Source organism: Portibacter lacus (assembly GCF_021533215.1).
GTDB lineage: Bacteria > Bacteroidota > Bacteroidia > Chitinophagales > Saprospiraceae > Portibacter > Portibacter lacus.
Genome location: NZ_JAJNKA010000010.1, coordinates 194,012 through 220,550, shown reverse-complemented (window position 1 = coordinate 220,550; position 26,539 = coordinate 194,012). Strand labels below are relative to the sequence as shown.

General features: G+C 35.6%; 17 protein-coding genes. 3 read left to right on the top strand and 14 right to left on the bottom strand.

The window, feature by feature from the left end; genetic code table 11:
• Nucleotides 1-42: 42 nt before the first annotated feature.
• The 5 genes from L2586_RS17180 to L2586_RS17160 form a co-directional block, all read right to left on the bottom strand.
• Entirely contained in the window at nt 43-444 is a 402-nt protein-coding gene (locus L2586_RS17180) for a LytR/AlgR family response regulator transcription factor (RefSeq protein WP_235294165.1), read from the bottom strand.
• 271 nt (nt 445-715) lie between these two features.
• Nucleotides 716-1,456 carry a LytR/AlgR family response regulator transcription factor gene (locus L2586_RS17175; RefSeq protein WP_235294164.1) on the bottom strand — a complete coding sequence of 247 codons (741 nt, stop codon included), beginning with the start codon at nt 1,454-1,456 and terminating at the stop codon, nt 716-718.
• Between the two features lie 6 nt (nt 1,457-1,462).
• Complete coding sequence (locus L2586_RS17170; protein WP_235294163.1) at nt 1,463-3,364, bottom strand: sensor histidine kinase; 1,902 nt, start codon at nt 3,362-3,364, stop codon at nt 1,463-1,465.
• A gap of 286 nt (nt 3,365-3,650) precedes the next feature.
• On the bottom strand, nt 3,651-4,565 hold the full coding sequence (locus tag L2586_RS17165) for a helix-turn-helix domain-containing protein (protein WP_235294162.1): 915 nt from the start codon (nt 4,563-4,565) through the stop codon (nt 3,651-3,653).
• Nucleotides 4,566-4,655: 90 nt separating this feature from the next.
• Nucleotides 4,656-5,474, bottom strand: coding sequence for an oxidoreductase (locus L2586_RS17160; RefSeq protein ID WP_235294161.1), 819 nt, complete (start codon nt 5,472-5,474; stop codon nt 4,656-4,658).
• A gap of 465 nt (nt 5,475-5,939) precedes the next feature.
• Here L2586_RS17160 and L2586_RS17155 point away from each other — a divergent pair, with 465 nt between their 5' ends.
• Nucleotides 5,940-10,358, top strand: a complete 4,419-nt coding sequence (locus L2586_RS17155; RefSeq protein WP_235294160.1) for a choice-of-anchor Q domain-containing protein — start codon at nt 5,940-5,942, stop codon at nt 10,356-10,358.
• 307 nt (nt 10,359-10,665) lie between these two features.
• On the opposite strand, the gene L2586_RS17150 is transcribed toward L2586_RS17155, so the two are convergent.
• The 4 genes from L2586_RS17150 to folP form a co-directional block, all read right to left on the bottom strand.
• Complete coding sequence (locus tag L2586_RS17150; RefSeq protein ID WP_235294159.1) at nt 10,666-10,821, bottom strand: hypothetical protein; 156 nt, start codon at nt 10,819-10,821, stop codon at nt 10,666-10,668.
• A 134-nt stretch (nt 10,822-10,955) separates the two neighbouring features.
• Complete coding sequence (locus L2586_RS17145; protein WP_235294158.1) at nt 10,956-13,340, bottom strand: endonuclease MutS2; 2,385 nt, start codon at nt 13,338-13,340, stop codon at nt 10,956-10,958.
• Nucleotides 13,341-13,753: 413 nt separating this feature from the next.
• Nucleotides 13,754-18,574, bottom strand: coding sequence for a translocation/assembly module TamB domain-containing protein (locus L2586_RS17140; RefSeq protein WP_235294157.1), 4,821 nt, complete (start codon nt 18,572-18,574; stop codon nt 13,754-13,756).
• Nucleotides 18,575-18,601: 27 nt separating this feature from the next.
• Complete coding sequence (gene folP / locus L2586_RS17135) at nt 18,602-19,435, bottom strand: dihydropteroate synthase (RefSeq protein ID WP_235294156.1); 834 nt, start codon at nt 19,433-19,435, stop codon at nt 18,602-18,604.
• Between the two features lie 295 nt (nt 19,436-19,730).
• Here folP and L2586_RS17130 point away from each other — a divergent pair, with 295 nt between their 5' ends.
• On the top strand, nt 19,731-21,050 hold the full coding sequence (locus tag L2586_RS17130) for a peptidoglycan DD-metalloendopeptidase family protein (protein WP_235294155.1): 1,320 nt from the start codon (nt 19,731-19,733) through the stop codon (nt 21,048-21,050).
• A 375-nt stretch (nt 21,051-21,425) separates the two neighbouring features.
• On the opposite strand, the gene L2586_RS17125 is transcribed toward L2586_RS17130, so the two are convergent.
• From L2586_RS17125 to L2586_RS17105, 5 genes are all read right to left on the bottom strand, one after another.
• Nucleotides 21,426-21,728, bottom strand: a complete 303-nt coding sequence (locus tag L2586_RS17125) for a hypothetical protein (RefSeq protein ID WP_284284042.1) — start codon at nt 21,726-21,728, stop codon at nt 21,426-21,428.
• A 423-nt stretch (nt 21,729-22,151) separates the two neighbouring features.
• Nucleotides 22,152-23,210 (bottom strand): sensor histidine kinase, encoded by a 1,059-nt coding sequence (locus L2586_RS17120; protein ID WP_235294154.1) that lies wholly within the window; start codon nt 23,208-23,210, stop codon nt 22,152-22,154.
• Entirely contained in the window at nt 23,210-23,893 is a 684-nt protein-coding gene (locus L2586_RS17115) for a response regulator transcription factor (protein ID WP_235294153.1), read from the bottom strand. The genes L2586_RS17120 and L2586_RS17115 overlap by 1 nt, the downstream gene beginning before the upstream one ends.
• A gap of 12 nt (nt 23,894-23,905) precedes the next feature.
• Nucleotides 23,906-24,259, bottom strand: a complete 354-nt coding sequence (locus tag L2586_RS17110; protein WP_235294152.1) for a DUF4296 domain-containing protein — start codon at nt 24,257-24,259, stop codon at nt 23,906-23,908.
• The gene (locus L2586_RS17105; protein ID WP_235294151.1) at nt 24,231-24,728 is read right to left on the bottom strand and encodes a SixA phosphatase family protein; all 498 of its coding nucleotides are present in this window, start codon (nt 24,726-24,728) and stop codon (nt 24,231-24,233) included. The genes L2586_RS17110 and L2586_RS17105 overlap by 29 nt, the downstream gene beginning before the upstream one ends.
• Nucleotides 24,729-24,877: 149 nt before the next feature.
• Here L2586_RS17105 and L2586_RS17100 point away from each other — a divergent pair, with 149 nt between their 5' ends.
• The gene (locus L2586_RS17100; RefSeq protein WP_235294150.1) at nt 24,878-26,539 is read left to right on the top strand and encodes an SWIM zinc finger family protein; all 1,662 of its coding nucleotides are present in this window, start codon (nt 24,878-24,880) and stop codon (nt 26,537-26,539) included.

Below are 26,539 nucleotides of genomic sequence, written 5' to 3'. Positions count from 1 at the left end.
TTTAGGGTAGATTTAGGTCAATGTGGTTTGTATTATCACAACTCACACCATCAGTGTTTTTAAATAATTTAGAAGCCCTTCTTTCTTGCTATTCGACACTGGAATTTCTTGGGAGTTATGCAGGATAATTTTATTCTGATTGGCCATATAACAAGAAATAGAGGACTTATTGATGAGGTAACTAGGATGCACTTGAAGGAAGCTTTCATTACCTAATTTGTCTGCGTACTTTTTTAAGGTCGTGGAACTCACAATCTTCGTACCATCGTCCATGTGAATAACAGTGTAGCTGCTATTCGATTTTAAGTAAATAATACGATCGATATTGACAGTTGTTGTATTGTTCTTCTTCGAAATTGCAAGCTCTATAGCCTTCGATTCATTTTTCAGCGGATCAAATGAAAGAATTTTCCTAAAAGTGGTTATCGGTATTTTTGAGTCCATACAGGATTAATTTTTAAGTGCTTTACTTCTTAAAGCTAGGTAGAATCTTTCCAGAAATTCAAGAAATTGTCCAGTGGTAGGAATTATGCACTCCGAACGGTCGAAAAGCGGGTCCGAAAGGGGATATTGGATTTATTCACCTTCATGGTCTGACCTCAAGTCAGGCTATGAAATGGGTGAATGTTGCATGCGGAAACATCGACTAACTCAATCAGAATCGCAAACTACTCCCAGTAGACATAGTTTTAACCACTAATCAAAATTCCTAAAGCTATACCATCTTAAATCGTTTAACAACATCTTCTCTTAGTCGTCTACTGATTGGAATTAGTGCGTCATCGATCATCAGATACTCATTGTTTTTATGAATAGAAGTAATGGCTTTTAAATTGACAATGAAAGTCCGATGTGTTCTTATAAAATTCTCAATAGGTAAGAGTTTTTCAATATTACCAAGTGGAGTAGAAACATGAAATTCTTTATCAATGGTTTTAATTCTACAATAATTCCGGCTGGCTTCTAGAAAAAGAAGTTTATCCATTGGCACCATAATCATTTCTTCATTATGTCGCACAAAAAGACGATCCTCCATAACGGAAAACGGTACAGTCTCCATTTTTTCTGATTCAAGCTCCATTCTTTCCAAAGTAATCTCTATCGCTCTCAGTAAATCATCTTTTCGAAATGGCTTGGAAATAAAAGCATATGGTTTGGCTTCTTTTGCTTTTCTGAAAGTAGCATCATCCGCACTAGAAGTGAGAAAAATAACTGGGGTCTTGTATAACTTGAAAATTTCTATCGCAGCTGTAATGCCATTCATCTCTCCACTTAAGACAATATCCATCAAAATGATTTCAGGCGTACTTTCTTCTAAAGCCTTTAAGGCATCTTCCGCTTTGGTAAAAATCCCAACAACTTCATATCCTTCAGTTGTTAATTCAATAGAGATATCTGCTGCAATCAGCATCTCATCTTCAACGATCATTATTTTGTTCGGCTTGGCTATCTCCATAATATGCTATACTGCTGATTTTATTTGTGGAGGAAATTGAATAATTGCTGACGTGCCATTCTCCTTCAGTACATCTAGTTTTCCACCTAACTGTGCCGTTAAAAGATTTATCAAAATGCTACCGAACCCAGTACCTTTAACTTCCTCTATATTTCCATCTGATACTCCATTATCTGCAATGACAAGCTGGTAACTTTTATCAGGTAATGTTTTCATTGAAATAGAAATAACACCTTTTTGCTTCTCGGGGAAAGCATACTTTATAGAATTTGTTATCAACTCATTAGTAATAAGGCCTATAGGAATGGCTTCATCCACATCCAATTCAATTTCATTCATTTCTACTTCTAGCGTTACATTTTCTGCTTTCTCACCAAAACCGTCTATAATGGCTTCCCCCATGATCGTAAAATAGTTGCGCATTTCTATAGATGCCAGGTTTTCTCCTTGATACAATGTTTGATGGATCAAAGCCATAGAGGCCACACGGTTTTTGCTTTCTTTAATGGCATCAAAAGCCGCCGAGTCATCAATACTTTTCGACTGCATATTTAATAAACTAGAAATCGTCTGTAAGTTATTTTTTACCCGGTGGTGTATTTCCTTTAGTAGTAATTCGTTCTCTTGGTTTTTTATGGCAAGCTCGGCGGTAATTACCTTATTCTTGCGATAATTAAAGTAAAGGACAAAAAGGAATGCCGCCAAAATAGCAGCTGCACCTATACTCAACCATTGAATTATCGTTTTTTGTTTTAATTGGCTCTCTTGTACAAGTAACGCCTGGTCTTTTTTTCCTGTTTCATATTTTATAACTGCTTCGGATTCAAGATTGGTAATTTTATCATTGATCATTTTATCTTTAGCTGCTATCGATTTCTCTTGATATTCATAGGCTTTCTCATAATTTCCTAAGTTTTTATAGGTATCTGCAAGATGAAAATATTGATCCCAAATCTGATCCATTCCTCTTTTCTCAATGGCTATGACTCCAGCTAAGAGGTGGTCTAAGGCAGCTTTATAATCACCTTTAAGTCGATAAGCATCACCTATTTCTGTCCGATATGAAGCAGCACCTTCTATACCAATTTTAGCTTCTACGATCTTCCAGGCTTCCATAGCATCGCTAAGCATTTCATCATAATCTCCTTTATCTTTGGATATCTCTGATCTATAGGAATATGCTCTTGACTTTATAAATACCTCACTTGGTACATGTTCATCCACCATTTTTATGCAAGCATCAGCTGCCTCATATGCATCGTCATAATTTTTTAATAAGCGGTGAGATATGATCAGGTTGAACAATGTAATGGAGTGATTATAATAGTCTAATTCTTGTACAAATATGGGAATCGCTAAATTTGCATACTTGATCGATTTTTCTGGTTCTTCTAAAACTCGAAACATGGAAGATAAATTCTTGTAACAACCTGCAAGTCCCTGCTCATCCTCTAATTCCTCAAATATGGCAATGGCTTCGAAAAGTACTTCCTCTGCATTGTCATAGGAATTATTATTCATGTAGTCAATGGAAATATTCTTATACGTATCTGCGATTTTTTTTTGATTCCCTGCTAATTTGTAATGTTCGAGTGCTTTTTCGCCGTGGTAGATGATGGAATCAGAACCAAATTTATAAAGATACCCATGCCAGTTGGATAAATTCGTATGAATATCACCAATGGTATGATCATCTTCAGTCTTATGGGCTTTCTGCAGTGCAAGAAGTGCGATGTTATGGAAATCGTTAGAATCTATAGTATAATTATTTTCCATCCAAGCGATGGTAGAGTCCATTGGAAGTCTAGTGACATCTTCGATTGCAAAAGATTGTCCTCCAAGGTTTGTGATCACAATAAATAGGATATAAAAACTAATTATTGTCCGTAATTTAATTAAGGTCTTCATTGGCAAACGGGGAATTAAAAAAGCAAAATGTTAATATCATAAAATTTTGTGAGAAAGTTTGTAGAGACATAAGAGTATCGAAAAACAAATATGATTATTAAACAATTTCTCTTTTAGGTCAATGTTGTCGTGGTAGACGTATGAATATCTAATTCTAAAGAAAACAGTTCTGGTTAAACTTGAAACTTCTAAAATGAAGCAGTGGCTTTCAAGTCCATTTTCAGATTTCTAGCATGGCCTTATAAGTTGTATAGTGGATAGACATCTTGCAAAAAGACAACAACCATTAATTCAAGCTATTTCTAAATTCACTCGGACTCATTGTTGTTTTCTTTTTAAAGATTTTACTAAAATATTGAGGATATTCGAAGCCCAATGAATAGGCTATCTCGCTAGCGCTTTCCTTAGAATTAAGCAATCTGTTCTTCGCTTTTTCGATGATATATTTATGAATATGATCTTGGGTGCTTTTTCCTGTTTCTTTACGGAGAAGATCACTTAAATACTTAGGTGACAAATTCATTGACTCACCACAATACTGTACGGATGGAATGCCAAGTTCTAATTGCTTGTTTTCTCTGTAATAAGCTTGTATAAATTGCTCAAACTCACTTGCAATATCCTGATTCAAATTTGTTCTGGTAAAAAATTGACGATCGTAAAACCGCACACAATAGTTAAGAAGTAGTTCTAGATTAGAGATGATTAACGTCTGACTATGTGCATCAATATTATTGCTCAGCTCTTTTTCTATTTTCTGAATAATATCTGAAATCGTTTCCCTTTCGTCATCAGATATATGAAGCGCTTCATGCGAAGAATACGAAAAGAATGAAAATTTCTCCATTTTTTTACCGAGTTCAGATTTTCGAAGTAAATCTGGATGAAAGACCAATGTCCACCCTTTATCCTTCTCTATTGCTTCCGCTTTTTTAAATTCTAAAACTTGATTCGGTGCTGAGAAAACCATTGTTCCTTCTTGATAATCATAGGAGTTTCTACCATAATTGACTAAAGTATATGGGCAATTATCTTTTAGGCTAACTTGGAATAATCCTAGTGAATATTTGACATTATCTACCTCTAATTGACGTAAAACTTCTCCTATTCTTAGTACAGAAATTAAAGGATGCTTTGGATTTCCAATTCCAAGAAATTGGTGTGTTTCAGCTATCGTTTCTAATTTAATGATTTCCTTCATTGCATATAATTTAGGATGACCGTGTAATAGCAAGTTGATTCTTCTTCTTAAAAGTAATCAATGATTAATCACCTTCACAAGAAACATCCCTTATTTGAATTGACTCACAATCATTTTATCAAATATTCTATCTCCGAACCACTTACGTATAGCGATTGCAGGCTTAGCCATATACCCTTTCACATATCTTATCTTAGGTTTTTTATCTGTTGCTGCTTTTGCAATCACATTTCCTAGCACTTCCACATCGGTTAAGCTATTACTAGAATAAGTTTTAACCAATCCATCTGCAACTTTATTAGCATAGGTAGCATATGCTCCTTTTCCCGATGTTTTTTTCAAGTTATCAGCTGCAATTCCTCCCCATGGCGTTTTAATTCCGCCTGGCTCTACAACGACGACATCGATTCCGAATTCTTTGACTTCTAATCTCAGGCAATCGCTCCATCCTTCTACAGCATGCTTTGTGGCGTGGTACCAAGCCCCAAATGGAGTGTATACCTTACCGCCCATAGAAGAGATGTTTACAATTCTTCCATACTTATGTTCTCTCATTTTAGGTAATACCAACTGGGTAATACGTGCTAAACCGAACACATTCACTTCAAACTGTCTTTTCGCTTCCGCTATCGGAACATCTTCCACCGCACCATACGAACCATAACCTGCATTATTGACCAAAACATCTAGTCTTCCTTCCTTTTCAATGATTTCATTTACGCAAGCAACGATGGATTCATCTTTTGTCAAGTCCAAGGAAATAATTGAAATACCTTTCTCTTTTAAATCCTGCATTTCGCCGAGGCGTCTTGCTGCTCCATAGACCTTATACCCTTGGCTCTGAAGAATTTTCGCTGCAGATTTCCCCATTCCTGATGATGCTCCTGTGATTAAGACTACTTTGCTCATTTTATAAATTTTAAATGATTAACTAAATGTTAATGCAAAGTTAGGCTATTCTCAGACTGTAGATGTGTTCTAATTGCCGATAGTTGAATACTTTTTTCGGAATTATGAATTGTTGATATATTTCACCACCGAACCTTAGCGCGGTAAGACCGATGTAAAGAGGCTGAGTTCATAGATTTATAAACTCTTAGAGTACGCCATTATTCAATGATAAATCTCCAAAATAACAACGAAATTAAGGTTTAAAAATAGCGGTAAATATTGACCTTCTACATTATTCTGTAAGAAAAACTATTATTACGATCTGACCTTTTTCAGTATACCTCGACTAATAAGAATAGTCTAGCTAAACTGCATAACCCCAAGTAGCAAATTAGATTTTAGTTAATGCATTCCAACCTAGAATTAAGGGGAGGTTTGCATAAACTAACCTTATGTTTAATATAAAAAATTTAATAAAAAGTGATGAGCCCTGTTAATTTTGTAATTATTCTATTCTTTCTTATTTTTTCTTCTTTAAATCTTTATTCACAAAATCCGATCTTCGTAGATATCGATGCTATAGGCAATAACGACGGAAGCTCTTGGGCTGATGCATACAACGATCCACAAGATGCAATTAATAATGCAATAACTGGTGAGGTGATCTGGATAGCAGAAGGTGAATACTTGCCTCTTCAGGATTCGCTAGGAAATTCGAATCCAGTAGATGCTAGAGAAAAGACATTCTATATTAAAAAAGATCTCAAAATATATGGAGGTTTTAATGGCACTGAATCTTCACTTCTTGAACGAGATATCCTTTCTAATAAAACCACTTTAACAGGAGTCATCGGAAACACTGGTACCCAGGCTGATAGTGTTTATCATGTTATCTACTTGAAAGGGGGAAGCGGAAACAATAAGATCAGTTCAGCTTTTGTCCTAGATGGATTCACTATTACAGGTGGTAAGGCTAATATGACTTCCTCATCAAAAAAACAAGATAGAGGAGCCGGGTTATATCTGGATGGTGAAGGAGTGGGAAATGAATGTAGTCCGACTATTCGATCTTGTATATTTAAAGGAAATCACGCCTATCTAGGTGGTGGAGGATTGTTAGCTAATGGGCTAAATGGTAAAAGTTATCCATTAATCTATAACAGTATTTTCGAAGAAAATTTCTCAAGTATTACAGGATCTGCAATATGGATAGATGGCAAGCAAGGAGATGCTAGAACTGAACTTTACAATTGTAAAATCTTTAATAATAGAGGAGATAATAGTGGATATAGAGCAGGTATAGCTGGAAGACCGGATCAAGGATTTGTCGATATTAAATTGGTCAACTCATCAGTTGTCTCCAATTTTCCAGCCGGGATTCTGGCATATGATAATGGGCCCAATAAGGATTATAAACTACGTTTAGAAAATACCATCGTATATAATAACAACGGTACGGACATACAAACTTATGGACCGTACGAAGATTTTTTCAAATCATCTCTGATTGGAATAGATCCACTATTTGTTAACATTGAAAATGGAGATCTTAGATTGACAGCGTGTTCTCGTGCTGTAGATAAAGGCGATAACGCTCTAAATAATGAACCATTCGACTTAGATGGTAATCCTAGAATTCAAAGTGATTTCATTGATATCGGCGCATATGAATCTGAATATGACCAGCCTAATTCCCAAACCATTATATATGTTTCACGCAATGCAACAGGCTGTGAAACTGGATCGAATTGGGATAATGCATTTACTGATCTACAACAAGCTATCGATGCTGCTGATAAAGGTGACACTTTATTTGTAGCTGCAGGTACTTACTTACCTAGCAGTGATATTTCAGGAAATACAAACCCTACTGACCCTAGGAAGAAGACATTTTATCTAAATAAAGACCTTAAAGTTTTCGGAGGTTTTAATGGTACTGAGAATAGTTTAAGTGAGAGAGATTTTAGAAACAATGAAACCATACTTTCTGGAAAAATAGGAAGCACTGGTACTAGTGCTGACAGCGTATATCATGTAGTGTATATACGCGGTTTAATTGGTGAGAATGTAATCAGCAATGACTTCGAATTAGATGGTTTTACTATTAAAGCTGGGCGTTCTGACACAAATCAACAAAATATAGATGATAGAGGAGCAGGATTAATTTTGGTAGGAAGAGGAAAATCTGGTGAAATAAGTAATCAAGTTGAACCAATAATTGCTAATTGTACATTCAAAGATAACTATTCCTCACTTGGTGGAGCGGGTATAACTATAGACGGGACGTCTAATGGAATCGCGAATCCTAAAATCATAAATTGTAATTTTGAAAATAATTTTTCGGAAAGGAATGGTTCCGCTTTATGGTGCGACTCAGCTTCAGATGGAAAAACTGGTGCAGAGGTAATTAATTCTCGATTTTTCAACAATAATACCAACGAAGGAAATTTAAGTGGTGCTATTTCTGTGAGGCCGTGGTCAGACACCATCAACATCAAATTAACTAATACTACAATTGCTTCTAATTATCCCGCAGGTGTATATGTTAGTGGGAAATCTAAACTGACCGTACAAAACTCTATCATTTACGGAAATGGATCAGATGTCATTAAAGGCCAAAGTGTAGACTACGAAGAAGTTTCATCTGTGATCGGAATAGACCCAGTATTTCAAGATCTAGCTGAAGGAGACCTTAGACTACAGTCATGTTCACCACATGTTAATGCAGGCGAGAATACTTATAATTCAGAAATGTACGATTTAGATGGACAGCCTAGAATATTAGAAGGTTTAATAGACATAGGTGCATATGAAATTATTTCAACGACAACACCACCCTTAGGAAATATCATATATGTAGATGCGAATGCCGATGGATGTAAAACAGGATCCACATGGGAAACTGCTTTTAATAATCTGCAAGATGCTATAAATGTTGCGCAGTCATCCAATCAAATATGGGTCGCGCAGGGCACCTATAAGCCAAGTAAAAATAGACTTGGAGGGGGGAACATGGATGCTAGAAACAAAACTTTCTACATTAACAAAAACATAAAAATATATGGTGGATTTACAGGGGGCGAAACTGCCTTAAATCAACGCGATGCTACAACTAATCCAACTATACTTAATGGAGATTTACTAAATAACGATGGACAGCAAGCATACAATACGGTATATATCGACGGTAGATTCGAATTAGGTGGGATAACGGATGAAATGGTCTTAGATGGCTTCACAATAAGAGGAGGATCTGCTGATCAAGCATTCGGACTTAAAGATGGTGCTGGAATTTATATTGATGGTTCATTTTCAAAAGCAAACCCAAGTATAATTGGGTGTACAATAGAAAGTAATTATTCAAATAATTATGGAGGTGCAGTATATAATAATGCATTGTATGGAGAAGCAAGCCCAATTTTCAAAAATTGTATCTTCAGAGGAAATACTGCTAAGTACGGTGGTGCGATATTTAATGATGCTAGTTTCGGGATAAGCAGTCCAACAATTATTAACTGTTTATTTGACAATAATACAGCACACACCAGTTTAGGAGGAAACCAAGGAGGAGCAATCTTTAACTTTGCGAATGAAGGGGAGGCAATGTCGGAGATTATTAATTGTACATTTTCCTATAATACAGCAAATCAAGGAGGGGTACTTTACAATACAGTCTTCTCAGAAATTGAAAATGCCGAGGGTAAGGTTATGATAGAAAATTCTATTTTATACAATAATCAAACAGAAATTTTCAATGCAGAAGGAAGTTCCACTGAAATTAATTATTCAATGTTATTAGCACTTACTGCTAATACAACAGGTACTGAAAATATTTTAGGAGGAATGGATCCTAAATTTATCGGTGGAGGTAATTTTCGCTTACAAGCTAGTTCACCAGCTATTAATGCCGGAAACAAAGAAGTTAATTTGGAGCAATTTGATCTAGGTGGAGATCTAAGAGTATATTATAATTTTATCGATTTAGGTGCTTATGAAAATCAAATAGAATGTGCAGGTGCTGTCTCAAATGTTATTTATGTTGACTCGAATGCTACAGGCAGTAATGATGGAACTTGCTGGGCTAATGCATATACTGCATTGAATGTAGGAATGAATGCTGCTTCTTCTGGTAAGGAAGTCTGGGTAGCAAAAGGTACCTATACTGATGCGGATAATTCGAATTATATGTTAAGAATAGTTCCTGGAGTATCCATATACGGTTCATTTATCGGTGGTGAAGTTAGACACAATCAGAGGTCTTTTGCAAATTCAGAAAATGATTACACGATTGTGGATGGAAGCAACGGAGGAAATACTCCACAAAACTATGCAATCCTAACCAGCAGTGAATCGGGCACTTACATTATAGATGGCCTGAAAATCACAGGATCAAAGAATGGAATGTTTTTGACATATACCAATAATCAGAATGTATCTTTTAAAAACTCCTATTTTAAAGATTTAAAAGGTGAAGCTGGTTTTGCGATATCGGATAATACGAACACAAATGTTGAATTTTTTAATACAATATTCGAAGGCAATGAGAGTCATCGTGGGGCTGGCGCTATTCTTATGTCGAATCTCAATGCTACAAATACTTTAACAATAGATTCATGTCAGTTCATTAATAATAAATATTATTTTCAAATCGCAGGCATTAATAACCCAGTTGCCATAATGAATGCGTCTTATGCAACATTAAATATTAAAAATTCAACATTCATTTGTAATACTATTTATAATGGAGCCCCTTATGGAGGCCAGGATACTGAAATATTTACACCTCAGACAACATTGAAAAATGTAGATTTTCTAAACTCTTGCACAGGATTAAATAGTCCGTCAATCTATATTAAAAAAGGTAAAGTAAGTGTTCTCGGTCCAGTTAATATCAATGAATGATCGATCCAAGATTAAAATAACGAACTCATACTATTCTCCTATTTCATGGTCTGACATCCAGTAAGGCTATGAGATAGGAGAATAGTCTAGGAGAAAATAACGCTTTAATTCATTGATGTCATCGCGGGAAGCGATAACATCAAAATAATTCCCCTATGATCGAAAGTGATTTGTCGATCTGACAACGCTTCTAGCGATGTTAGATCTGTTATAGCAACATTGATGTCATCGCAGGAAGCGATAACATCAAAATAATTCCCTTTTGATCTGAAAGTGATTTGTCGATCTGACAGCGCTTCTAATGATGTTAGATCTGTTCTAAAAACATTGATGTCATCGCAGGAAGCGATAACATCAAGACAACTTCATTTTGATCGAAAGTGATTTGTCGATCTGACAACGCTTCTAGCCATGTAAGATCTGTTATACCAATATTGATGTCATCGCGGGAAAGCGATAACATCAAAATAATTTCCTTTTGATCTGAAAGTGATTTGTCGATCTGACAGCGCTTCTAGCGATGTTAGATCTGTTATACCAATATTGATGTCATCGCGGGAAGCGATAACATCAGAAGAGTATTAGGAAGCGATAACATCAACTCTGAATTATCGTAACGCCTTCTCCCCCAGCCTCTTCCTCTGGATGGAAAATATTACTGAAGTCTTTATAGTCTTTCGCCTTGGCCCAAACCACTTTTTTAAGTGCACCCGTCCCCACTCCATGAATAATTTTCACTTCGTAATTGCTACTGAGCAAAAATTTATCAAGAAATCCCTCTAAAATCTTTGCTGCTTCTCCCATCGAAAATCCTCTGATATCTAATTTGTCATCAACATCCTGGTGGTTACTTGTAAACTGTGACGTTACACTCTTTCTTCTATTCGTTTCGATCGGCTCTCGCGCTGGAATCAGTTCTGTAAGTGGAACAAACATCCTCATAATACCTATAGACACTTCCGCTTTGTTCTTCTTTATTCCTAAGATCTTCCCGATTTCACTTCCCGTTTTCAACTTCACAAAACTCCCTTTCTTAAACTGAGATATATCTATATCCTTAGCGTAGTAAACGTCCTTTTTTAACTTATCAATATCGGTGCTCAGGCCTTTCTTTTCTTCTTTTAGTGTTCTCGATAGCTTTTTCGCTTTCTCAATATTCTTTTCTTCTTTGATCTCTCGGATCAATCTTTCTACCCGCTTATTATTTTCATTCTTCTCACCGAGTTTCTGAGCTTTCTGCTCCATTTTCAGCTTCTTTCGCTTATACTCTAACTCTCCATGAAGTACTTCATAGTTCTTAATTAACTTTTCTAAATCTTGGCTCTTTTTCTCTAGATAACCCACCTTCGACTCTAGTTCTTGCTTTTCCTTCTGGAGATCTGTCAAAAGCGTCTCCACTTCTACATTATCTTTTCCCGTCTTTGACTTTGCATACTTTAAAATCTTAGGATCGAGTCCAATTTTAGACGCAATTTCAAATGCGAATGAGCTTCCTGGTCTACCAATTTTCATTTCATACGTCGCTTGAAGTTCTTTCTGGTCGAATATCATTGCGCCGTTGACAATTCCTTTAGTCTTATAGGCGAATAACTTCAGATTAGAATAGTGACTCGTTATGACTCCAGAACAACCTGTCAAAATAAAATTCTTCAGCAAAGCTTCTGCTATCGCTCCTCCTATCTTGGGATCTGTCCCTGATCCGAACTCATCTATCAACACTAAACTGTCTCTGTCCAATGTCTCCGTGAACTCTTTCATGTTCTTTAATCTAGAACTATAGGTACTTAAGTCATCTTCTATCGATTGCTGGTCACCGATATCAATACAGATTTTCTTAAAGATTCCCATCGTCGTGTCACTATCAACTGGGATGGGAATTCCTGCTTGGAACATTAGCTGTATAAGTCCTACTGCCTTCATCAAAATAGACTTCCCTCCTGCATTAGGTCCACTGATCATCAGCACTCTATTCTGTCCATGAAGTACCAATTCAAAAGGAACTGTCTCCTTATCCTCTCTACTATTTTTAATCAACAATAGCGGATGATAGGCTTTCTTAAAGGATAATACCGGCTGGTCTGATATATTAGGAATAACTCCGTTAATAAGTTTACTGAAGGCAGCCTTCGACTGGATGACATCATAATGTATCTGAAGATTAAAAGAATCCAAAAAGTCGTTTCCATATGGCCTCAGATCATTACATAACTGCTTAATAATCCTATATATTTCCCGCTTCCGATCCGCATACAGATCGAAAAGATCATTATTAAATGGGATGATGGCATCAGGTTCTATAAATACCGTCTTTCCTGTCTGCGATTCATCATGAATGATTCCTTTTATTTTCCTTTTATTTTCAGCGGGAACAGTCAGCACTCTTCTTCCGTTCCTATAACTTTCCGAGGTATCAGAAAGCATTCCTTGATTTCGGTACTTGGTCAGCAGTTTATTAAACTCGGAATCGATTGCTCTCTGCTTAGACTTGATCTGCTTGCTAATAATAGCGAGGTCTGGACTTGCATTCGGTTTCACTTCTCCTTCTTCATCGAAAACCTTATCAACTAAAGGATAAACTTGCTTTTCCATGTTAACTTGCTGAAAAAGATTGAAAAGGACGGGATATTTAGTTTGCTTTGCTTCTGTGAAATGTGCAGAAATTCGACGATGATTCTGTATGACTTCATTGATGTTAATGATGGACTCAACAGAAAGAACATAGCCTTCTTTTTGCAAAAGATATACGTCTTCCATGATTGGTACAATCGCAGATAATTGTACGGCTTCTCTTTCTTCTATAGAAAGATTCCATTCAGCGAGTTCTTCAAAGATAGTTTTAATCTCACTTACTTGAGTCAATATCGGCATCTTAGATAGTTGCTCTTTAGTATGCGCACTAAGGCAATAAGGCTGAATATGCTCGATTAACTTATCGAACTCTAACTTTTTCCATCCATCAGCTGGAATAAACTGAACACTCATCAATTAGATAATTTTACCTCAAAGATAAAAAAAAGAGCCTACTCATTATAAGTAGGCTCTTTGAGGGTTTAAGGTTGCAGCAATAAGGTTATTGCTTGGAATTTCGAATCATTAGGCATAGCTCGAAATTTTGGTAATTAGGGGTAATGTTTTCAAAATGGTTTAGGTAATTTGGACTTATGGTTCTAATTAGCTTTCTAACTATGATTCAAATATATAATGTGTTATAGGTTATTCCCACCTACATTTGATCTTCGGTATTAAAAAAGGAACTAACGGCACATATATTTTTCAAAGTTTGATTTTTCTACTGAAATCAGGCTAAATATGCCTACATATACCCATTTTGAGCAACTGATATTAACATCCAATATGGTAAGTGTTATTCCTTTTATTCGATAGAAAGACTAATTCTACAGCGCGTCACCTTTCTGTGCAACTTCATTGATTTCACGAGCAAAATCGAAAAGGTTATTAAATTCCTTTCTATAGGTTATACCGATTCCAGATTGCAGTTTCCTAGAATTGGTAGTATCGTAATCGGATCGAGCATAAAGGTTCAACTTTAACCGTCGATCATCTGTAATGTAGTATTCGACTACGAAATCAGGTGCAAAGTATTCGCCTACATCGAGGAAAACGCTATTCACTACATATCGACCACCTATCTGAAGGTTCCATTTGTCCTCATTGAAACTAGAAACCAAATTGATGTCATATTCATCTGGCAGGATATCATTGTTGTTTTGAGCAAAAACATTCGAATTTTTATTGGCTGCAAAATTTACATCTACACCTGAGAAGTAGGAATTTCCTTCTAGCGCCTCATCGAAGATACTTGAAAGGAGAATCGAAAATTGATTCGATACGAATTCGCTAATTGTACTGTAGCCTGTACCAATTAAATTACCGCTATTCAAAATACTATTTCCAACTTGATTCGGAGGCAAGAATGTTCTTAGTAAAATCAAGCCGAATACGATATCGTTGTAAGCATCTTGGTTCGTTTCTAATGTTCTTAACCGTCCTTCAGCTAATGGTTTCAATTCACCTGTTAAGTTCGGAAAGGAAATATCAAAATCTATATCTGGAGTTGACATCGTCCCTCCTAAATCCATCGTTAACGCTACTTCCACTCTTTGCTTGGCTTGATTCGCTAATCCTACGTTTCCTTCTGGCAAGTACTCCGCTAAGAATTTATCAAGTGATGCTTGCAACCCCCTATATGTTGCATCTATATTCAGATTCGCATTTAAAGGATCACCCGTCCACTCTATATTCCCTCCATTCTGAATGATAAAAGATTTATTAACGAGTAACGATGGTATGGTAAACAAATATTGACCACTAACCACTTCATAATTCCCAAACATCTCAAAATTTCCTTCTGGATCGATAGCTAATTGAATCGCGCCACGTCCGGAACTTTCTAATATATCCTTGGCTGTTTCATCGAATAGAATGACCACTTTAGCATCTTGAGTTACATTCACATTCATATCCAGACTCAAACCCTCTAGATTAATATCTTCTCTACTTACCTTTTTCTTCGGAGCATTTTTATTGATAATTTCGATAAAGTCTGTGCTATACTCCTCAGCAGTATACTCAACTGGAAGATTCAATACCGTATTTCTTCCGGTTGTTGCATTTACCGAAATCAATATGGTTTCAAATGGACCAGAGAAAAGAACATCCATTTCACCTTGTGCAAATCCATAATACGATGGATTGTCTTCTTTCGATGTATTCAATGCAATGAATTTCGGTGATCTGATTCTAAGGTCTGCAGAGAAATCTCTGAACGCCTCGTGTCTTAATCCACCTTGCACTATTGCTTCCTGCCCTCTACTATCTATAAGAATACCATCTGAGAAATCAATATAACCATCTGAGAACTGAATGTTATTTTTTCCGACTTTATATCTTGTACCGAGGTAGTCAATCTTAGAGCCACCTTCTTTAACTTCAGCTTTACCAGAAATTTCAGGATATCCTATCGGGCCATCATAAGATACACTTGCATCCACAGTCCCGAATGTTTCAGATATTCCATCATCGATAATATATTCAAGTAGATCCAGTGGATAATTATTAATCCTTAATTTCCCTTTATTATTTTTATCTGCGATCGTATATGCACCGCTAAAATTCAGATTTTTATCCTTATCATAAGCGACTAATTTGTATTCAATAGGTTCTTTTAGAGATGGACTTGAAGCATCAAAATTGACTAACCCAAATTGATGTTGCCTGAATCCAAATTTAGGAATACTAACAGAAGCATTGAAACCTTTGAAGTCAAATACATTAGCCACTTCCACAGAACCATTGATATCACCTCGGAAATCAGCTTTGAATAAACGGTTAAAAAATGATGTACTCAATGAGCTGATGTTCATCGCAACACCTTTATTGTTTATATCATCAAATGTTAGTGCTCGTACGCCATCAGACAAAACCAAATTATCTATCTGTAAATACTCTGTTCCAAACACTACGTTATTTTCATCATTAAATGCCCAAGTGCTCCCGAATGCATCGAAACTGGTATTATCGAACCTCACATTAAACAGATCATCTTCATTTCTTAGGATTCCATCGATTGTGATATTGGTAAAACTATCGATTAATTCAGCACTATTAATGGTAAAATGCAATTCTTCTTTTCCTGCGTTAGCGACAATTTTTACTGGAGAAAAATCAACCCCATTAATATTCGCATACTCCACCACTAGATCCAACTTCCCTTCTTCTGCTTGCGCAAATAAATCCCCTTTTATCCCACCGAATACATTGCCATTCACCTCGAGAAATGGAAAACTGATATCGAGGGCAGATCGATTATCGATATTACTGATCCGACCCAATACCGTCGCATCTTGAATAAAAATAGATTCTCCAAGCAATACTTCGAATATATCTTCGGATTCTTTAATCGTCATATTGATATTAAAATCATAGCCAGGACTAGGATTAGGATACTTGATATGATTCAATCTCTTTGTAAAATTAGGATAGTTCGTCTTAAGACCTGAAATAAATGCATCAGGAAGTTCTTCTAGCTTGAAGAAACCATTCAACTCAATATCTGCTAAGGAAGAATTAAGCACAAAGTTTCTTCTTTTAGGGAAGGCACCTTTCGCTCGAAGATCAAAACTATCTAACTTGAATTCATTACCATTTTTATAAAGGATAAATTCGGTACCAGATGCAGTTCCTTGGGCATTGTTAATATCAGTCCCATTCGCATTAATCTCCAGATTACCTTCGAGTGCGAAATCCTCAGCAATGATATTTAGTTTTTTTAGTTTCAATGCATTCACCTGAGCTTCGAAATCATACACGGGTATACTATCAGTAAAATCTATACTTCCGCTAAAATCTAGGTCAATGTTAGGGTCTGAAATTTCGAAAATACCATCGAATAAATTCTGTTCGAACTTACCTTCCATGTTGAAATCTTCATAAACATATCCCTTGTATTCAAGCATATTCACATTCGCTGCGAGCTCTGCATTCACTGATTCAAGTCTTAATCCTTTTCCATTTTTAACTGTCGCTTCTACTTCCAGCATTCCGAAATCTGTATTCCCAGACCAAGTAGCGAGATCGAACGCTCTTAATACTGCACTACCAGAATACTGAGCGTTTTCAGCTCCATCTTTTAAATCCAGACGCATATCCAGGTCTGCTTTTCCTAGATCTGAAGTCAAATCTCCAAATGCAACAAAATCCTGAATATATCCATCAAATCTGCCATTGAAATTTAACCTACCTAATTTATAGAAATTGGGCGGAGGATTAAATCCTGGAATGATTTCACTCAATGTCGCAACCGTCATAGAAAACTCATCAAGCCCTAAATTCAATATCGCATCTTCTACATCTTCTAGGTTTCTAGAATTCATTCGCCCTTTTATTGCTATTTCATTGCCGAAATTTATTTTCATTTTCGACGCGTTAAGGCTATTCACTCTTCCAGTTACGATTCCATCAAAATTGATCTGACGCTTTTGATTTTTGAAGAAAAAGTCACTTTTTTTCATGCTCGGGGCAAAGTAAATCAGTTCATTAATTCCAACTTTACTTTTAGTGATATTGGCCTCCATAATGACCCGATTATTGAAATCATTAAAATCTTTGATGCTTCTAAACTTAAAGATCAAATTATCCTTAACATGGCTATTATTCGTAATTAGATTTAATCCTTGAAAAGTCATCCTTCTCTGATCTAATCGATATTCATCACAAGAGAATTCATTAATGACGATCATTTCATCTTGACTTTTCAGACTACCAGCTTCTATTTTAGCAACTATTTCAGCTGCTGAATTGACATAGAAATCCTTAATGTCTAGATTTACTTCTTTTGCTTCGATGATTGCTGGATCGAATTCGTTAGCAATACCGGTCGGCACTTTATTCAAATCTTGTAAAATAAAAATACCATTTTCTAAATGTGCTTCTTGGATCACCAAATCAAATGTATCAGGAATGGTAAATGTAGAATCATCGATAGAGACAGAAGAACTCACATATTCACTCTCAGACCTTTCGAAAAAAGTTAATTCAAAATGTGGAGCATTTGCCTCAAATTTTGAGATATTAAAATTCTGACCTGGAATATCGATGCTATCGATAGTTATCTCTGCTCTTTTCATGAAGACATAGCGCGTTTCCCCCTTAATGCTATCCACAGATTGATATTCGAAATCATTCAGATTCAGCTGCTTAATATTGATATCAAATGGTTCCTTCTTTTCACCTGTATCCTCTCCAACGCTCTCATTCCTAAATATACTTGCAAGTTTGCTGTAAGCAGAGGTTGTACCTTTTTCATCTTTCAGCGAAACACCAGTTAACTCAACGGTATTGATATTAGCTTGTCTGTTAAATAATGAAAACAAATTATCCGCAAATCCTGCATTTACAGCATCTGCTGCAATTAAGGTATCACCTGAAATCTTTTCCAGAATGACAAAATCTTGGAGGACAAGGCCTTTAAAAACATTAAGCTTGACGTTACCTACTTTAATTTCTCCATTAATATTATTAGAGACCCTAAATGCGACTCGATCTACTACATAATTCTGGATACTTGGTACGTATAAAATGGAGGTAAGAAATGTCAAAATAAAGAGGATAACCATAAATAAAACAATCACCGATCTGGCAAAGAACCCGATGGATTTCTTTTTTTTATCGTCCGTATTTACTTTTTCATTTGCCATTGTATATTTAACACTCAAAGTGTGTCACTAATTATGTTTAACCAACATTTTATAAAGATCTATTGTTTGTTTCGCTTCTTTCACATCATGCACTCTTAAGATATTCGCTCCCATAAACAAAGATTGTAAATGTAACGCAGAAGTTGCACTTAATGATTCCTTAGCAGTAATACCTAGCAGTTTATAAATCATAGACTTTCTAGAAATCCCAACTAAGATAGGCGCTTCTAGCAATTTAAAGACTTCTAGGTTCATAAAAAGTTTGTAATTATCATCTATGCTTTTTCCAAAGCCGAAACCCGGATCTACGATATAATCTTTGACGCTTCTCGCCTTAAGTTGTTCTATTTTTTTAATGCAAAATTTTAAAACTTCTTCTGTGACACTTTCATAAGATGGATTCGCCTGCATCGTTCTAGGTTGTCCTTTCATATGCATGAGAACATAGGGAGCTTGAGTTTCCTCTACCACATCTAACATTTTGCTGTCTATTTCGAAGGCACTGATGTCATTAATAATCTGTGCTCCATTGTTTATTGCGAAGTAAGCAACTTTAGAAAGGTAGGTATCAACAGAAATGATCAGTTCAGGAAATTGATTTTTGATTTCAGATAAAATCGGCTTCAGACGTGAGATTTCTTCTTCGGCTGTCAAGGTTTCTGCTCCCGGTCTAGAACTAGCCGCTCCTATGTCTAGAATATCAACACCTTCAGTAATCATTTTACTTACTTGAAGAATGGCAGCATCAACAGCATTAAACTTATTTCCATCATAAAAGGAGTCTGGAGTTACATTCAGAATTCCCATAATTTTAGGCTCTTCAAAGGAAATGATATGCCCATTCGCGTTAATCGATTTCATAGAAGACCGAAAATAATGATAAACTTTCAGAATAGGTGTTAGAGAGGGTTAAAAAAAAGATGTCTAGAATAGGGTTAGAATGTAAAATAGTTGTCTTAATATTGTTTAATATTTAGGTGTCTTAAAGTATAATAGGAAAGGAAAACTTTCGTTTAATAAAAGGAATGCCGAAGAAATAAAAACAAATTAAACTTTTTTATCATATATATCTAGTTTAAAGTTTGAGTTTTAGAAGTAAAATATTACTTTTAAATTGATTTTAAAATAAGATATAACTCGATAAGTAATTACTAAAGTGGAGCAAGAGAATAAAAAAAGACCTAAAATTTACGATGTTGTCATCATTTGCTTAGTCGCAGTTGCATTAATAACAGCTTACAATTTTATAGATATAAATAAAATAACTCCAACCGAGGAGATTGTTGAAATCCCAACGGAAGAACCCATCGAAAACTTGAAGTTTGGGTTTTCTGAAGATGATTATCATATCCAAGAACATACGCTCTTCCCTAATCAGTTTTTATCTGACATTTTAATGAAGTATGATGTGAGTCTTAGCAAAGTTTTCCAATTAGAGGAAAAAGCGAAAGACATCTATAGTGTTAGAAATATTAGAGCTGGAAAGAAATATGCGATTATTCAGAAAGACAGTTGCTCAGCAGCAGAATGTCTTGTCTATCAGCCAGATCCGTTTAAATACGTTGTTTATGATCTAAGGGATACTTTAGATGTGAAAATAATAGAGAGAGATGTTACAACTACTGTGGAATCCACTGCAGGAATTGTTAAATCATCATTATGGATGTCAATGAAAGAGCAAGGTCTTAGTCCAGTTTTAATTGAAAAAATGGAGGATGCACTGGCTTGGTCTATTGACTTTTATCATATTCAAGACGGTGATCGATATAAATTGATTTTCGAAAGAAGATATATCGATGGTGAACCGGTAGGAATAGGGCAATTAAAAGGAGCATATTATAAGAATGCTGATAATCAATATTACGCGGTGTATTATGAGAACGAAGAATATTCAGGTTTTTATGACTTAGAAGGTCGTCCTACAAAGAAGGGATTCTTAAAGTCACCTGTTAAAGCTTCTCGAATCAGCAGTAGTTTCAATATGAACAGATTGCATCCAATTCTTAAAAGAAGAAAGCCGCACTTAGGTACAGATTATGCTGCGCCTTACGGAACGCCTATTCTTGCTGTGGGTAACGGTGTTGTTACCAAGGCTGCATATACTAAAGGAAACGGAAAGTATGTGAAAATCAAGCATGATAAAACATTCTCTACGCAATATCTTCACATGCAAAGATTCGCACCGGGAATTAAACCTGGAGTACATGTGAAACAAGGAGATGTAATCGGCCACGTAGGTTCAACAGGACTTGCTACAGGTCCACACGTATGCTTTAGATTTTGGAAAAATGGAAGACAAGTAAATCACCTAAAAGAGAACTTTCCTCCACCAGAGCCGATGCCACAAGATCAATTACCTGAATTTTTCGAATCTAGAGATCGGATCATCGAGCAACTTGATGATGTAAAATTTGAAGACGAAACACAAATTTCAAGTAACACTCCTGAAAAGACAGTCGTTAAATTTAGATCATAGTTTTTTACTTAATCAGACCTAGCATTATTTCTTGTACTTTATTCGCAGTTAATTCAGCTCTGCAATTGAATCGTTAGATAAGCTATCACACTTTTATGCGATAGCAACTGGACAGAAAACTAATCAATCTAAATAGGGATATTCAGGAGAAGCGCAACTTAGCTCGCCTTTCTTTTGCCTGCCATGCAAAAGAAACAAAAGATCACCGCTGTGAAAGAAAGTCTAAAATTGCTTCTGCCTCCCGCGGCAAATAAAACTCCTTCCTTCGGTCGTCAGACAGTTATTTGCTCTTTTTGCTTACACTCGGGAATCAATTTCTTAACGCCCTTCTTTCAAGGCGGATTTTAGAGTAAATGATATAGTTTAATATCTTGGTTAGGCTGCAATTTTAGTTGCTTTCGCCATTCGACGACCAATAATTAGCGCATTGGAGGTGTGGATGCCTAAAAAAATCCACAAGATTTCTGTCTCCTTATTTCGAGCTTTGATTTTATTCAGAAGATAGTACTCTTTATCTGCTCCAAAACTACCTTCTAATCGACTTGCTCTTTCTTTAGTGATCATCTTGGAAAGTTGACTTTTATGCTCCTTATGTCTACCTGGTCTTCCTTTGGGTTTAAAATCCGTTTTTTTACTCCTTTTTGGGATATAGTTTCGATTTGAATTAGTTGCATAGATAGCATCTGCACTCAGTATTTTGACCTTTTTGTTGGTGAGTTTTTGTGCCTAATTATCCAAGTGAACTTTGTTCAAAGCCCTCTAAATGCTTTTAAAAATGTGAATCAAAATTTGGAAAGTCAATTCTTGCTTGAAATTCAGAAATTCGGCGTACTTTCATCTTAATAGTTTTTAAGATTACCCCGTTTTTCCGCTTCCAACGTAAAAAACGGGGTTTTCTTTTGTATTAAGATAATACTTAATGTGTTGATTACAAAGGATTTAAGATCATATTTTTTTTTAATGCTGAAGATCCCTAAATACTGCTTCTTATCTCCCAATTTACATCATGCCTTGATCAAGCTACGAATTATAGCATTTAGATTGGTATTGAATGATCAGTTATACCTTGATCTAACATTGACCTACAAATTGACCCTACATTTATTTTTTCACTTTCTCTATGGTAAAACCAAAAGTAGATCCTTCGCCAAGTGTACTTCTAACATTAATCGTCTGATCATGCGCTTCGACAATATGCTTAACAATGGAAAGTCCTAATCCCGATCCTCCTACATCTCTAGACCTAGACTTATCGATTCTGTAGAAACGGTCGAATACATGGTTAAGATGTTTCTCTTCCATCCCTATTCCGTTGTCTGAAACCTCTACTAAAATATACTGATCAAGGTCTAAAAATTTGATTTTAGTTCTTCCATTAGGTTTGCCATACTTGATAGAATTATAAATCAGATTATTGTAAACTTGTCTAAACTTTTCTCTATCGCCTCTTACGATATAATTAGGAGCTTTCTCATTATATACTAATTCTATATCGTGTTGTTTTGCCTGAACAGCTAGATCGTCGATGACTTCTTCTGTGAGCAATTTCAGATCAAAATCTTCTTGCACGAGTGTATCACTTCCTGCCTCTAAATTGGAAATAATCTCTAAATCATCAACGATATTAATCAACCTAGAAACATTGTTTGCGGCTCGATCTAAGAAATGAACATTTACATTATCATCTTCCAATCCGCCTTCCAGAAGCGTGTGAATATATCCTTGTATGGTAAAAATAGGTGTTCTTAGTTCATGGGAAATGTTCCCTACAAAATCTTTTCTATACTGTTCTAATTCTTTCAGGTTTTCAATTTCAGTTTCGGTCACATTAGCCCATTTAGCAACATCTGCTTCCACACTTTGCCATACATTACCTGCTAAGAGTCCTTTCTGTAATTTAATGGTAGAAGATTTCCCGAACTTAGATCGTTGGATAATATTATAGATGAGGCGTATCTTCTTTATTAAATATTTCGCAATGAAATAGCGAACGATAAAGTAGCAAATAATGAAACTCGCTATTGCTGAAATCAATAGAAGTCCAAGATTAAAATTTATTCCATTGATCGTAGAAAATAGATATTGGATAGCAATATTACAGATCGAAACAAGAACTGCGATATATAGCGTAAGCCTCGAAGGCGATAGATTTTTAAACATTAAAATTCAAATTTGTAACCTACACCTTTTAAGGTTTTGAAATAATCATTGCCAATCTTCTCCCTTAGTTTTCGGATATGCACATCTATCGTTCGATCGCCCACTATCACTTCCCTACCCCACACTTTTCTAAGAATTTCTTCCCGCTTAAATACTTTTCCAGGACTAGAAGTAAGCAAAAGCAATAGTTCAAATTCCTTCTTAGCCATTTTTATTTTCTTTCCATCAAGGCGGATATTATACTTTTCAGTATTGATCACTAAGGGACCGAATTTGAACTTAACTTTCTCTTTCTTAGCATCTTTCTTATCGTTTCGTCTAAGAAGTGCCTTAATCCTCGACTTGAATACATTGGGTTTAATAGGCTTAAGAATAAAATCATCACCGCCAGCTTCTAGTGCTGAAATCTGAGTAAAGTCCTCCGTTCTTGCCGTTAAAAAGGCGATAATTGTATCTGCGAATTGATCATTTTCGCGCAATTGATAGCAGACCTCCACACCATCCATTTCTGGCATCATGATATCAAGCAGAATTAGATCTGGTGAAAAACTTTTAGCTTTTTCGATGGCATCTAAACCATTGGTTGCTGTTTCTATTTTATAGTCTTCTTTCTCCAAGTTATAGCTTAGCATTTCTAGTATATCCGGCTCATCATCTACTAACAAGATTCTTGCTTTACTCATCTGGTTCTATATTTAGTCTTTATCTTTAGATTTATTCTCTTCTTTAACTTCCTTTTCTATCGCTTGCAATCTCCTAATTACAATGCCGTAAATTTCAGATTGACGCTTAGGATTATCCATCATTAATTCCACCTCACGCTTCATTTCTTCTTTCGAAATTCCGTGAATTTCTTCTAATTTTTCAAGGTAAATAACACTCAGACTATCTCTTAGTGATAAGTCGTGTCTTCCGATCGCATTCTCAGTAATATGCATATCCGCTACAATTGTTGCCAATTCTTCATCAGTCAAATTACTCTTTTCTTCCTCACAACTGAAAAAAGAAATTGCGATGATACTAATTACTATACTTCTTAGGATATTCAAAAGCTAAAATTTTAGTATTTTTATTATTAACCATTGCCCAGTCATCAGTCGAACTTTCAGCGATTAACATTCCACATGTTGGAACATTAACGATCTCTGTCATACCTAGATATTCTGCTAAGTAAGTCATCCCTGGATTATGGGCAAACAACATCACACTTTCCCAGTCTTCAGGTAACCCTTGAATGGCATCCATCAGATTATCCACTGAACCATGATATAATTGTTCTTCTGTTAAAACAACGTCATTATTCAGGTTAAAAGTCTCTTGGAAGTAAGTAGATGTTTCGGTAGTTCTTTTCGAAGGGCTTTTTATAATTCCGTCTATTTTATGGAAGTAATTCTTTAAAACTTTAGCCATTACAGGAGCATCGTTTTTGCCTCTTGCATTCAAAGGACGGTCAATATCACGACTTACGCCTGAGTTCCATGATGATTTAGCGTGTCTTATAAATATAATTTTTTTCACTATATGGCCATGTTTATCGGTTCTCCGAATTAATGAAGCAAAGATAGGATAAAAAATACTTTCTTTTTTGCCAATGCTCTCATCTATTAGCACTATTTTTATTAGTTCAGAAAGAAGGTTTAGGTTTTTCTGATTAATAAACTGAAATCATGAACTTCTCATTAGAGCATTTTGAATTACATTTTCCACCAGAGATTATAGCTCCTGGAGAAGCTCTCTATGAGAAAAAAGCGGTGCTCGAATTCGAAGAAGTAGAAAAAAACCTCTGGTCTTATGAAATTAAAGACGGTATCTCCTACGAAATTGAAATCCTTATCAGTCCAAGTAAGGTCTTAAACTACTCTTGCGACTGTACATATTTTACTGAAAATGGAAGTTGCAAGCATATCATTGCATCACTCTACCATCTTCGCTTGCTGAAAACTAAAAATGTCAAGCAAGGTGCGAAAGTGGTTAGATCTGTTCCGAAGAAACTAAGTATTCCGAATATTCTTAATCAGATAGATCCCGAAGACCTAAAAAACTTTGTAAGAACATTTGCTAAGAAAAATAAGAAATTTTCGACTTCACTGAAAGCAACATTCGCAAGGTCCATAGAGCTTGAGAATAATGAAGACAAATATGAAAACATACTAAATTCAGTAATCCGACCAGCGACTGGCGTGGATTATCGGATTTCTTTCCAGAATATAAAGCAGTTTATAACTATCTCAGAACAGTTTGACGCGCAATTCGACGATGCGGTTTCACTAAAACAATACAAAGAGGCTTCTTATATTATAAAGACTTTGATGTCTAAAGCGGCCTATGTTAACCATTGGACCAATTCTGAAAATGAAGAAATCTTACAGGCCAAAAAGCATTTTCACAAACGATTCAGACTTTTGATTGAATTAGATATTGCTCCCTCTTTGCGGAAGGACTTAGTTGCTTTCGGTCTGGATCTCGCAGAACGTTCATACTACCATATTTCTCATGCGGAGCAGAATTTGTTGATCATTCTTCTGAATCCACTAAGCTTAGATTCTAAGGAAACAATCTTAAATGAGATCCTCAATAGAAAATTAAGTTCCAGTTTGCTTCATGTATACGAATTAGAAAAATTATGGACCATTCGTCAGTATTACATTGAAAAAGGAATCGAAGTCAAAGAACAAAAAACGCCAACGCTCAGTAGTCAATCCATATATCGAATTAGTGACCGATTGTATGAATTCAAGGCTTATAAAGGTTTAAAAGATTTTCTTGAGCTTTTCTTTATCAATGGACAGATCAGAGATGCGTTCTTAGTTAAAAAATACGTACAAGTCTTAAAGCAGATAGGTAGTAAAAAAGAGCTTACAGATATGGCTATGACTAACCTAATCATACATAAAGACATGTACTTCTATCGTCTGCTGAAGGAGAGTTATCCAGACACGATAGACGATTTCTTCGAAACGATAAAAAGCAAAATTGCACACAAAAAACTAAAAGAATTTCAACGGCTCTACCTCGCAATCTTACAAGAGGATGATAAAGTGGAAGAATTGATCGATTACATGTCAACTTCGAATCACGCCATATCCCACATTTACGAATTTGCAGAGTACATTTCCGAACGAAGCAACCGCCTAACAGAAGTACTTATCAGGATAAGTGATCTCTATTTAAGTGAATACATGGGCATAGAAAGTTCTTCCGAAATGAAAAGACTTTTAATTTTCCTTCGTAAGAATAAGTGGGATAAAGAATTGGGCAAGCTTCAAAAGCACTTATTAAAAGGCTACGAAGACAGAAAGAGCCTCAAATCAGAAATTAAAGATTTATAA

Coding starts and splice junctions, on each gene's coding strand:
- L2586_RS17160 (WP_235294161.1), bottom strand. CDS start 5,474: ATGAGCAAAGTAGTCTTAATCACAGGAGCATCATCAGGAATGGGGAAA.
- L2586_RS17155 (WP_235294160.1), top strand. CDS start 5,940: ATGAGCCCTGTTAATTTTGTAATTATTCTATTCTTTCTTATTTTTTCT.
- L2586_RS17175 (WP_235294164.1), bottom strand. CDS start 1,456: ATGGAGATAGCCAAGCCGAACAAAATAATGATCGTTGAAGATGAGATG.
- L2586_RS17150 (WP_235294159.1), bottom strand. CDS start 10,821: ATGTTATCGCTTTCCCGCGATGACATCAATATTGGTATAACAGATCTT.
- L2586_RS17180 (WP_235294165.1), bottom strand. CDS start 444: ATGGACTCAAAAATACCGATAACCACTTTTAGGAAAATTCTTTCATTT.
- L2586_RS17165 (WP_235294162.1), bottom strand. CDS start 4,565: ATGAAGGAAATCATTAAATTAGAAACGATAGCTGAAACACACCAATTT.
- L2586_RS17170 (WP_235294163.1), bottom strand. CDS start 3,364: ATGAAGACCTTAATTAAATTACGGACAATAATTAGTTTTTATATCCTA.
- L2586_RS17140 (WP_235294157.1), bottom strand. CDS start 18,574: ATGGCAAATGAAAAAGTAAATACGGACGATAAAAAAAAGAAATCCATC.
- L2586_RS17115 (WP_235294153.1), bottom strand. CDS start 23,893: ATGAGTAAAGCAAGAATCTTGTTAGTAGATGATGAGCCGGATATACTA.
- L2586_RS17145 (WP_235294158.1), bottom strand. CDS start 13,340: ATGAGTGTTCAGTTTATTCCAGCTGATGGATGGAAAAAGTTAGAGTTC.
- L2586_RS17120 (WP_235294154.1), bottom strand. CDS start 23,210: ATGTTTAAAAATCTATCGCCTTCGAGGCTTACGCTATATATCGCAGTT.
- folP (WP_235294156.1), bottom strand. CDS start 19,435: ATGAAATCGATTAACGCGAATGGGCATATCATTTCCTTTGAAGAGCCT.
- L2586_RS17100 (WP_235294150.1), top strand. CDS start 24,878: ATGAACTTCTCATTAGAGCATTTTGAATTACATTTTCCACCAGAGATT.